This window comes from Ramlibacter sp., from assembly GCF_035706265.1.
In the GTDB taxonomy this organism is placed as follows: Bacteria; Pseudomonadota; Gammaproteobacteria; order Burkholderiales; family Burkholderiaceae_C; genus Ramlibacter.
In genome coordinates, this window is record NZ_DASSVG010000559.1 from 1 (window position 1) to 9,920 (window position 9,920).

General features: G+C 69.3%; 11 protein-coding genes and 1 pseudogene. 7 read left to right on the top strand and 5 right to left on the bottom strand.

From position 1 onward, the window contains the following. The 4 genes and pseudogenes from truB to VFM98_RS20040 form a co-directional block, all read left to right on the top strand. Window positions 1-618: pseudogene (gene truB, locus VFM98_RS20025) on the top strand (tRNA pseudouridine(55) synthase TruB); the annotation flags it as partial. Then, window positions 615-2,444, top strand: coding sequence for a translational GTPase TypA (typA, locus tag VFM98_RS20030; RefSeq protein WP_325111656.1), 1,830 nt, complete (start codon window positions 615-617; stop codon window positions 2,442-2,444). The pseudogene truB and the gene typA, both read left to right, overlap by 4 nt. Window positions 2,445-2,617: 173 nt before the next feature. Beyond that, window positions 2,618-3,490 carry a DMT family transporter gene (locus VFM98_RS20035; RefSeq protein WP_325111657.1) on the top strand — a complete coding sequence of 291 codons (873 nt, stop codon included), beginning with the start codon at window positions 2,618-2,620 and terminating at the stop codon, window positions 3,488-3,490. Further along, window positions 3,487-4,572, top strand: a complete 1,086-nt coding sequence (locus tag VFM98_RS20040; protein WP_325111658.1) for an enoyl-CoA hydratase/isomerase family protein — start codon at window positions 3,487-3,489, stop codon at window positions 4,570-4,572. The genes VFM98_RS20035 and VFM98_RS20040 overlap by 4 nt, the downstream gene beginning before the upstream one ends. Here VFM98_RS20040 and VFM98_RS20045 read toward each other — a convergent pair whose 3' ends face one another. From VFM98_RS20045 to smpB, 4 genes are all read right to left on the bottom strand, one after another. Further along, window positions 4,573-5,382, bottom strand: a complete 810-nt coding sequence (locus tag VFM98_RS20045; RefSeq protein WP_414709053.1) for an anti-sigma factor family protein — start codon at window positions 5,380-5,382, stop codon at window positions 4,573-4,575. It lies immediately after the preceding gene. A gap of 10 nt (window positions 5,383-5,392) precedes the next feature. After that, window positions 5,393-5,929, bottom strand: a complete 537-nt coding sequence (locus tag VFM98_RS20050; RefSeq protein WP_325111659.1) for an RNA polymerase sigma factor — start codon at window positions 5,927-5,929, stop codon at window positions 5,393-5,395. Window positions 5,930-5,979: 50 nt separating this feature from the next. Further along, window positions 5,980-6,369 carry a hypothetical protein gene (locus tag VFM98_RS20055; RefSeq protein WP_325111660.1) on the bottom strand — a complete coding sequence of 130 codons (390 nt, stop codon included), beginning with the start codon at window positions 6,367-6,369 and terminating at the stop codon, window positions 5,980-5,982. Between the two features lie 69 nt (window positions 6,370-6,438). Further along, a complete protein-coding gene (gene smpB, locus VFM98_RS20060) occupies window positions 6,439-6,912 on the bottom strand; it encodes an SsrA-binding protein SmpB (protein WP_325111661.1) in 474 nt (157 codons plus the stop codon). 61 nt (window positions 6,913-6,973) lie between these two features. Here smpB and VFM98_RS20065 point away from each other — a divergent pair, with 61 nt between their 5' ends. Both VFM98_RS20065 and VFM98_RS20070 read left to right on the top strand, forming a co-directional pair. Beyond that, complete coding sequence (locus VFM98_RS20065; protein ID WP_325111662.1) at window positions 6,974-7,414, top strand: type II toxin-antitoxin system RatA family toxin; 441 nt, start codon at window positions 6,974-6,976, stop codon at window positions 7,412-7,414. After that, entirely contained in the window at window positions 7,414-7,746 is a 333-nt protein-coding gene (locus tag VFM98_RS20070) for an RnfH family protein (protein WP_325111663.1), read from the top strand. The genes VFM98_RS20065 and VFM98_RS20070 overlap by 1 nt, the downstream gene beginning before the upstream one ends. Here the strand turns inward: VFM98_RS20070 and VFM98_RS20075 are convergent. Beyond that, window positions 7,740-8,261 carry a DUF4124 domain-containing protein gene (locus VFM98_RS20075; protein ID WP_325111664.1) on the bottom strand — a complete coding sequence of 174 codons (522 nt, stop codon included), beginning with the start codon at window positions 8,259-8,261 and terminating at the stop codon, window positions 7,740-7,742. The genes VFM98_RS20070 and VFM98_RS20075 overlap by 7 nt on opposite strands. 124 nt (window positions 8,262-8,385) lie before the next feature. Between VFM98_RS20075 and guaB the strand changes: the two genes are divergently transcribed. Then, the gene (guaB, locus tag VFM98_RS20080; RefSeq protein ID WP_325111665.1) at window positions 8,386-9,855 is read left to right on the top strand and encodes an IMP dehydrogenase; all 1,470 of its coding nucleotides are present in this window, start codon (window positions 8,386-8,388) and stop codon (window positions 9,853-9,855) included. Window positions 9,856-9,920 lie beyond the last annotated feature (65 nt).

Here is a 9,920-nt window from a genome sequence, read left to right on the forward strand (position 1 = left end):
GAGGTGCAGGCCCGCTTCACCGGGCCCCTCACCCAGGTGCCGCCGATGCACAGCGCCTTGAAGAAGGACGGCAAGGCCTTATATGAATACGCTCGCGCCGGCATCGAGGTGGAGCGCGAGGCCCGCCAGGTCACCGTCTTCGACCTCCGGCTGAGCCTGCTCGCGCCCGATCTCCTGAAGATCGTGGCCAAGGTCAGCAAGGGCACCTACATCCGCACGCTGGGCGAGGACCTCGGCGCCGCCCTCGGTTGCGGGGCGAGCCTGGTCTCGCTGCGAAGAATTGCCACGGGGCCCTTCGATGTTTCGCACTGCCTGACGCTGGCGGAACTCGAGGCGCTGCCCGAGTCTGAGAGAGGGGCCCGCCTGCTTCCCGTGGAAGCGCTGCTGGCGGGACACGCGCGTGTCACGCTGGGCCCCGAAGATTCCGGCCGCTTCCTCAGCGGCCTGCGCCGCCGCGGCGGCTGGCGCGACACGGAACACGCCGCCGTCTTCGGGGAGTCGCCCAGCACGCTCCTCGGAACCGCCCATGTGAAGGCCGGAGAACTGATCCCCTCCCGCCTGCTGAGCCCGATCGAAATCCAGCAAATCCTCGGCGTGGCCGAGCCAGAGAACGTATGAGCACGCAAATCCGCAACATCGCCATCATCGGCCACGTCGACCACGGCAAGACCACCATGGTCGACCAGCTGCTGCGGCAGTCGGGCACCTTCGCCGAGCACGAGAAGGTGGTCGACACCGTGATGGACAACAACGCCATCGAACGCGAGCGCGGCATCACGATCCTGGCCAAGAACTGCGCCGTCAGCTGGAAGGGCACGCACATCAACATCGTCGACACCCCCGGCCACGCCGACTTCGGCGGCGAGGTGGAGCGGGCCCTCTCGATGGTGGACGGCGTGCTGCTGCTGATCGACGCCCAGGAAGGCCCGATGCCGCAGACCCGCTTCGTGACCAAGAAGGCGCTGGCCCTGGGCCTGCGCCCGATCGTGGTCGTGAACAAGGTGGACAAGCCCGGCGCCAACCCCGACAAGGTGATCAACGCCGCCTTCGACCTGTTCGACAAGCTCGGCGCCAACGACGACCAGCTCGATTTCCCGGTGGTGTACGCCTCGGGCATCAACGGCTGGTCCTCCCTGGCCGAAGGCGAGCCGGGCGAGCAGTGGGGCCCCGACATGTCGGCCCTGTTCGACACCATCCTGAAGCACGTGCCGCAGCACGAGGGCGACGCGAGCGCGCCGCTGCAGCTGCAGATCTCCGCCCTGGACTACTCCAGCTTCGTCGGCCGCATCGGCGTGGGCCGCATCAACCAGGGCACGCTGCGCCCCGCGACCGACGTCCTGGTGATGGAAGGCCCCGACGGCAAGCAGCTGCGCGGCCGCATCAACCAGGTGCTGACCTTCGAGGGCCTCGATCGCGTGCAGGTCAAGGAAGCCGGCCCGGGCGACATCGTGCTGGTCAACGGCATCGAGGAGATCGGCATCGGCGTGACGCTCACCGATCCGCTCGACCCGCAGCCGCTGCCGATGCTGAAGGTGGACGAGCCGACGCTGACCATGAACTTCTGCGTCAACACGTCGCCGCTCGCCGGCCGCGAGGGCAAGTACGTCACCAGCCGCCAGATCTGGGACCGGCTGCAGAAGGAACTGCAGTCCAACGTGGCGCTGCGCGTCAACGAGACCGACGAGGAAGGCGTGTTCCAGGTCATGGGCCGGGGCGAGCTGCACCTGACCATCCTGGTGGAGAACATGCGCCGCGAAGGCTACGAGCTGGCCGTGTCGAAGCCGCGCGTGCTGTTCCACGAGGTCAACGGCGTGCGGCACGAGCCGATCGAGCTGGTCACGGTGGACATCGAGGACCAGCACCAGGGCGGCGTGATGCAGGCCCTGGGCGAGCGCAAGGGCGAGCTGGTGAACATGGAGCCGGACGGCCGCGGCCGCGTGCGCCTGGAATACCGCATCCCGGCGCGCGGCCTGATCGGCTTCTCGAACGAGTTCATGAACCTCACGCGCGGCTCGGGCCTGATCGCCAGCATCTTCGACGGCTACGAGCCGTACAAGGGCGAGATCGCCAGCCGCAAGAACGGCGTGCTGATCTCGATGGACGACGGCGAGATCTTCACCTACGCCCTGGGCAAGCTGGACGACCGCGGCCGCATGTTCGTGAAGGCGAACGACCCGGTGTACGAAGGCATGATCGTCGGCGTGCACAACCGCGACAACGACCTGGTGGTCAACGCCACGCGCACCAAGCAGCTGACCAACTTCCGCGTCTCCGGCAAGGAGGACGCGATCAAGGTCACGCCGCCGATCGAGCTCACGCTGGAATACGGCGTGGAGTTCATCGAGGACGACGAGCTGGTGGAGATCACCCCGAAGTCGATCCGCCTGCGCAAGCGCTACCTGAAGGAGCACGAGCGCAAGCGCGCTCTGCGCGAAGCGGCGTAAGATTTCAGGCAACCCAACAGCCGGACGCAAAGAACGCAAAGGATCCGCAAAGGACGCAAAAGGATTCAAGGATTCGTCTTTGTCCTCCTTTGCGTCCTTTGCGCTTCTTTGCGTCCTTTGCGTCCGGTACCCGTATTGACGCGGCCTGACTTGCAGCGACGCCGACAAGAACAATGAAACTTACCCACACCCGCGCGGTGTTCCTCATGGTCGCCGTGACCCTCATGTGGTCCATCGCGGGCGTGATCACGCGGCACCTGGAGCACGCGCGCAGCTTCGAGGTGACCTTCTGGCGCAGTTTCTTCACCGTGCTGTCGCTGCTGGTGATCCTGCCTTTCTTCCAGGGCCGGCAGGTGTTCGCGAAGATCCGCACCGGCGGCTGGCCGCTGTGGCTGTCGGGCCTGTGCTGGAGTGTCATGTTCACTGCCTTCATGGTGGCGCTCACGCTCACCAGCGTGGCCAGCGTGCTGGTGACCATGGCCCTGGGGCCCTTCCTCACGGCGCTGATCGCGCGCATCGCGATCGGCCACCGCATCCCGGCGCGCACCTGGCTGGCCATCCTGGCCGCGGGCGCGGGCATCGCCTACATGTACGGCGTGCAGATCGAGGCCGGCCGCTTCACCGGCACGCTGGTCGCGTTGTGCGTGCCGCTGGCCGCCGGCGTGAACTGGACGATCAACCAGCGCGCCCATGCCCACGGCAACCGAGTCGACCTGGTGCCGGCCGTGCTGGTGGGCGCCGCGATTTCCTCGGTGCTGACGCTGCCGCTGGCGATGCCCCTGCAGGCCTCCGCCCACGACGTCGCGCTGCTGGGACTGCTGGGCCTGGTGCAGCTGGCCATCCCCTGCGTGCTGGCGGTACTCTGTGCGCGCGTGCTGCACGCGCCCGAGATGTCGCTGCTCGGCCTGCTGGAGGTGATCTTCGGGATCCTGCTGGCCTGGCTCGGCGCCGGGGAGGTGCCCCGGCCGGCGGTGCTCACGGGGGGTGCGCTCGTGATCGGCGCGCTGGTCGTCAACGAACTGGTGGGATGGAGGCAGAGGGTATGAGCAACGTCGTGACGCAGGTGCGGGGCAGCGCCGGCTTCATCACGCTGGACCGGCCGCGGGCGCTCAACGCGCTGTCGCTGGAGATGATCCGCGACCTGACGGCGGCCCTGCTCGAATGGCGCGACGACGACCGGGTGGAGCGCGTGGCGCTGCGCGGCATGGGCCGCGAAGGGCCCTTCGGCGCCTTCTGCGCCGGCGGCGACATCCGCTTCTTCCACCAGGCGGTGCTGGCGGGCGATCCGCGGCTGGAGGACTTCTTCACCGAGGAATACGCGCTCAACCACCTGATCCACGGCTACCCCAAGCCCTACGTCGTGTTCCTCGACGGCATCGTGATGGGCGGCGGCATGGGCATCTCGGCCCACGGCGGCGACACCAGCCTGCGCATCGTCACCGAGCGCACGAAGATGGCGATGCCGGAGACCAACATCGGCCTGTTCCCGGACGTCGGCGGCGGCTGGTTCCTGGCCCGCTGCCCGGGACGCATCGGCGAGTACCTCGCGCTCACGGGGCAGGCGATCGGCTGGTCCGATGCGCTGGCGGCGCGGCTGGCCGACGGCGTGCTCGCTTCCTCCGAATTGCCCGCCGTGTGGGAGAGCCTGGCCGATGCGGAGGCCTTCGAGCGCCTGTGCGAGCGGCTGCGGCAACCGGCGGGCGGGCAGGGGCTGGAGCTGGCGAGCCGGCGGGCGGAGATCGATCGCTTCTTCGGCCTGGGCTCGGTGCCGGAGATCGTCGCAGCGCTGGAGGCGGACGGATCGGACTGGGCCACCCACACCGCGGCGCTGCTGCGCCAGCGTTCGCCGCTGATGCTGCACGTGACCCTGGAGCACCTGCGGCGGGCCCGCCATCTCACGCTGGCGCAGGACCTGCGCATGGAGCGCGACATGGTGCGGCACTGCTTCCAGCTGCGCCCGGGTGCGGCCAGCGAGACCTTCGAGGGCATCCGCGCACTGGCCATCGACAAGGACCATGCGCCCAAGTGGAACCCGGCGCGCATCGAGGACGTCACGCCGGCGATGGTGAAGCCGTTCTTCGACAGCCCGTGGCCGGCGCACGCGCACCCGCTGCGCGGGCTGGCGTGATCAAAGCTGGCGGTACACCGCCTCCGCGAGCACCAGCATCGCCGGGCGCGGCAGCTTGCCGGTGATGGCGTAGCCGAAGCCGTTCTCCACCCAGTAGAAGCTCGCCACGCCGCCTTCGTTGGCGAAGCGGAAGGCCGTCTCGCCCATGCCCTTGCCGGCCGCGCCGTCGACGGCGCCGACGTAGAGCGTGACGCGCTCGCCGTTGGCGTTCTGGTACATGAACTGGGCGCGGGCGCCGGAATCCCCCGGCAGCAGCCGCCCGCCCACCAGCTCGTAGCCCGAGGGCTGCAGCGTCGGCAGCTTCAGCGGCCGCTCGAGGCGCTTGGAGAGCCACTGCACCAGGTGCTGCTGCTGCGCGGCCTCCACTTCGACCGGGTGCCGCACCTCCGGCACGTAGACGGTATAGGCGAGGGCCGCCTGCCGCACGAACTGGCCGGTGGCGTGGGCACCCGTGGCCACCGTCGTCGTGCGCTCCTGCCACTGCAGGTGGCCGGCCCATCCGAGCGCGAAGGCGAGCAGCACCGAGGCGGCCATGCCGCCCCAGCGGGACCACTGGCTGAAGCGGCTGCTGCGGCGATCGAGCAACTGCGCCGCATGCAGCAGGTGGGCCGGCACGGGCTGCTCCAGCACCTCGGCGTGCAGGTCGCGCAGGGCCAGGCGCTGGGCCTTCCAGGCGTGGATCTGGCGCGCCAGCGCCGCATCGGCGCCCAGGCGCGCCTCCACCGCGGCGTTCTGCAGCGGATCGAGCCGGCCGTCGACGTAGGCGTGCAGCTCGGGATCCTCGGACATGGGAAAGGTGCTGTCCTTCATGGTCGTTCCATCACTTCAGGCGGCGCAGCGCGGGCGCACGGGCGGCCGCGGCCGCCGCCGCGGCGCCACCCTCCATCAGCTCGCGCAGCCGGCTGCGGGCCCGCGACAGGCGCGACATGACGGTGCCAATGGGCACGCCCGTGATGCGCGCGACGTCCTCGTAGCGCAGGTCCTGCAGCGTCACCAGCAGCAGCACCTCGCGCTGTTCGGGCGGCAGCCGCAGCAGGCAGCGCTGCAGGTCGAGCGTCTGCTCGGGGCTCTCGGCGGGCGCCGGCAGGTCGCTCACCACGTCGTCGAGGTCCACGCGCTGGCCGCCCTGGCGCATGGCCCGGCGTGCGCCGTCGACGAACAGGTTGTGCATCAGCGTGAACAGCCACGCGCGCAGGTCGCTGCCGGCGGACCAGAGCTGCCAGCGCTCGCAGGCGCGCTCCAGCGTGTCCTGCACCAGGTCGTCGGCGGCCCAGGCATCGCCGGTGAGCGAGCGCGCGTAGCGCCGCAGGTCGGGGATGTGGCCGACCAGGCTGTGCGACGCGGTGGGAGTGCTCATGCCGGGAGCCTAGCCGATGCGAGGGGATCCGCGCATCGGGACAGACGCGCTCACGGGCGGGCGAGGTGCCAGACGTTGTTGACGCCTTCGCCGGTGCGGTCGCCGGCCTTGGTGTCCTTGATCCAGTAGTACACCGGCTTGCCCTTGTAGGCCCATTGGCGGCTGCCGTCGTCGCGGGTGACGATCGACCAGTCGCCGCTGGCGCGGTCGCTGGCCTTGGCCATCAGGGGCGGCCAGTTCACGGCGCACGGGCCGTTGCACACCGACTTGCCCGAACCCATCGCGTCGCGGTCGAACGTGTAGAGCGTCATGCCGTTGGGCCCGACGAACACGCCGTCGGCCACGCGCGCGGGCGCGCTGGACGACGACATCGACATCGAGCTGCAGCCGGCGAGCGCGGCGGCGAGGGCGAGCGGGGCGAGGAGGGAAGCAAGGCGCATGGTCGTTCTCCTGTTTGAGTGGTATTCACTCGGATGAACGAAGCGCGGGGCCGGTTTATTCCGTGCCCGTCAGCGGTGCCGCTCCTTCATGGCGCGCTCGACTTCGCGCTTGCCTTCGCGCTCCTTGATGGTCTCGCGTTTGTCGTGCGTGGCCTTGCCCTTCGCCAATGCGATCTCCACCTTGGCGCGGCCGTTCTTCCAGTACAGCTGGATCGGCACCAGCGTGTGGCCTTTCTGTTCCACCTTGCCGATCAGCCGCCGGATCTCGTCCTTGTGCATCAGGAGCTTCTTCGTGCGCGCCGCTTCCGGCGTGACGTGGGTGGAGGCGGTCTTCAGCGGGTTGATCTGGCAGCCGATGAGGAACAGCTCGCCGTCGCGGATCACGACGTAGCCGTCGGTGAGCTGCGCCTTTCCTTCGCGCAGCGCCTTCACCTCCCAGCCCTGGAGGACCAGGCCGGCCTCGAACCTCTCCTCGAAGAAGTAGTTGAAGGCGGCCTTCTTGTTGTCTGCGATGCGCGCGGGAGTTTCTTTCTTGGTTGCCATGGAGGGGCAGGTGGGGGCCGCGAGGGCTCTCTACAATGTGGCGCGGGCCCGCAATTCTCCCATGAAGACCATCCACAAGTCCGTGCTGATCTGGTACAGCGCCGAAGAGATGTACGCGCTCGTCACCGACGTCGCCAAGTACTGCGAGTTCCTGCCCTGGTGCGACCATTCGCGCGTGGTGGCGCTGGAGCCCGATGGCATGAAGGCCGAAATGGGCATCGCCTTCGGCGGCATCCACCAGACCTTCACCACCCGCAACCACCACGTGCCCGGGCGCGAAGTGCGCATCCGGCTGGTGGACGGCCCGTTCTCCAACCTCGATGGCACCTGGAAGTTCCAGCCGCTGGGCGAGGCCGGCCAGCGCGCCTGCAAGGTGACGCTGGAGATGACCTACAGCTTCAAGAACGCCGCGCTCTCCGCCATGGTGGGGCCGGTATTCGACAAGATCGCAGGCAGCCTGGTGGACGCCTTCGTCAAGCGCGCCGAACAGATCTACGGCTGATGGCGCACGTCACGGTCTGCTGGTCGCCCGCCCCGCGCGAGGTCGTGGAGTGGCCGCTCGATCTGCCGCAGGGCGCGACGGTGGCCGATGCGGTGCGTGCGAGCGGCTTCGCGGCCGCTGCCGGCACGCCCATGCCGGATGAAGGCGAGCTCGGGATCTGGGGCCGCCGCTGCAGCCCGCAGCAGCCGGTGCGCGAGGGCAACCGCATCGAGATCTACCGCCCGCTGCGCGTGGATCCGAAGGTGGCGCGGCGCGAGCGCTTCCGCAAGCAGGGGGCGCGGGCCGCGGGGCTCTTCGCCCAGCGCCGGCCGGGGGCGAAGCCTGGTTACTGACGGTCGGCGCGGCAGTCGCTGGCGATGATTTCCTCGGCCCGCCGGATCTCGGCGGCCCGGCGCGCATCGTCCATGAACTCGCGCTCGCCCTTGTCGTTGAAGAAGACGATGCGCTGGCCCGACTCCAGGTTGGCCTTGGCGCCGCGGGCGCGGGTGCAGTTGTCGGCGCGCGCGGCGGCGACCTTTTGTTCCTCGGCCTTCTTCTTTTCCGCTTCCGCAGCGGCGGCCTGCTTGCGCTTTTCCTCCAGCGCCTGGTCCTTGCCGGCCGGCTTCAACGTGGGATCGACGCCGCCCGGGGCGGTCTTCGCGGCGACCGGCGCCGGCGCGCTTTCGGCCGGCACGGCGGCGCTGCGCATGCCGGGCTGCTTCAGGATGCGGTTGGGCGCGATGTCGGGCGGCGGCGGCTGGTCGCTGAAGACCCGCCGGCCTGCGTTGTCGAGCCATTGCCATTCGGCCGCAGCGGCCAGGGGCACCAGGCAGGCGAGCGAGAGGACGGCGAGGCGAACGGCATTCATGCGGTCAGTGTAGCCCGGCCTGCCCGGAATCCGGCCCCCCGGGAAGGGGGGCCGTGGCGCGGCAGCCCCACGCAACCTGTGCAAAAGTGCACGCGGGTACAATCGTTTTTTTGGAGCCCTTCCCATGCGCCTTCTCGGAAAAGCGCTCACCTTCGACGACGTGTTGCTGGTGCCGGCGTTCTCCCAGGTCCTTCCCAAGGACACATCCCTCGCGACCCAGCTCTCCCGCAACATCCAGCTGAACATGCCGCTGGTGTCCGCCGCCATGGACACCGTGACCGAGGCCCGCCTGGCCATCGCCATCGCGCAGGAAGGCGGCATGGGCATCGTGCACAAGAACCTCACGCCGCAGCAGCAGGCCGCCGAGGTGGCGCGGGTGAAGCGCTACGAGTCCGGCGTCCTGCGCGACCCGGTGGTGATCACGCCGCAGCACACCGTGCGCCAGGTGATGGCCCTGCAGGAGCAGCTGGGCATCTCCGGCTTCCCGGTGCTCGATGGCGGCAAGGTGGTGGGCATCGTCACCGGCCGCGACCTGCGCTTCGAGACGCGCTACGACGTGCCGGTGAGCCAGATCATGACCCCGCGCGACAAGCTGATCACGGTGCGCGAGGGCACGAGCCTGCTGGAAGCCAAGGCGCTGTTGAACAAGCACCGGCTGGAGCGCCTGCTGGTGGTGAACGACGCCTTCGAGCTCAAGGGCCTCATCACCGTCAAGGACATCACCAAGCAGACCAGCTTCCCCAACGCCGCGCGCGACCCGAGCGGGCGGCTGCGCGTGGGCGCGGCGGTCGGCGTGGGCGAGGGCACCGAGGAGCGGGTCGAATGCCTGGTCAAGGCCGGCGTCGACGCCATCGTGGTGGACACGGCCCACGGCCACAGCCGGGGCGTGATCGAGCGCGTGCGCTGGGTCAAGCAGAACTATCCGCAGGTCGACGTGATCGGCGGCAACATCGCCACCGGCGCCGCCGCGCGGGCGCTGGTGGAAGCCGGCGCCGACGCCGTCAAGGTGGGCATCGGCCCCGGCTCGATCTGCACCACCCGCATCGTCGCAGGCGTCGGCGTGCCGCAGATCACGGCCATCGACAACGTGGCCACCGCGCTCGCCGGCAGCGGCGTGCCCCTGATCGCCGACGGCGGCATCCGCTACTCCGGCGACATCGCCAAGGCCATCGCGGCCGGCGCGCACACCGTCATGATGGGCGGCATGTTCGCCGGCACCGAGGAGGCCCCCGGCGAGATCGTGCTGTACCAAGGCCGCAGCTACAAGAGCTACCGCGGCATGGGCTCCATCGGCGCCATGCAGCAGGGCAGCGCCGACCGCTACTTCCAGGAAGCGACCACCGGCAACCCGAACGCCGACAAGCTGGTGCCCGAGGGCATCGAAGGCCGGGTGCCATACAAGGGCTCGCTGGTCACCATCGTCTACCAGCTCGCCGGTGGCGTGCGGGCGGCCATGGGCTATTGCGGCTGCGCCAGCATCGAGGAAATGCGCTCGCGCGCCGAATTTGTCCAGATCACCGCCGCCGGCATGCGCGAGAGCCACGTCCACGACGTGCAGATCACCAAGGAAGCGCCGAACTACCGGGTGTCGTGAGCCAGCGGCGGATCGGCGGGCCTTGACTGGCGCGGCAGCGCCAAAAAATTTTGAGGCAAAAATGA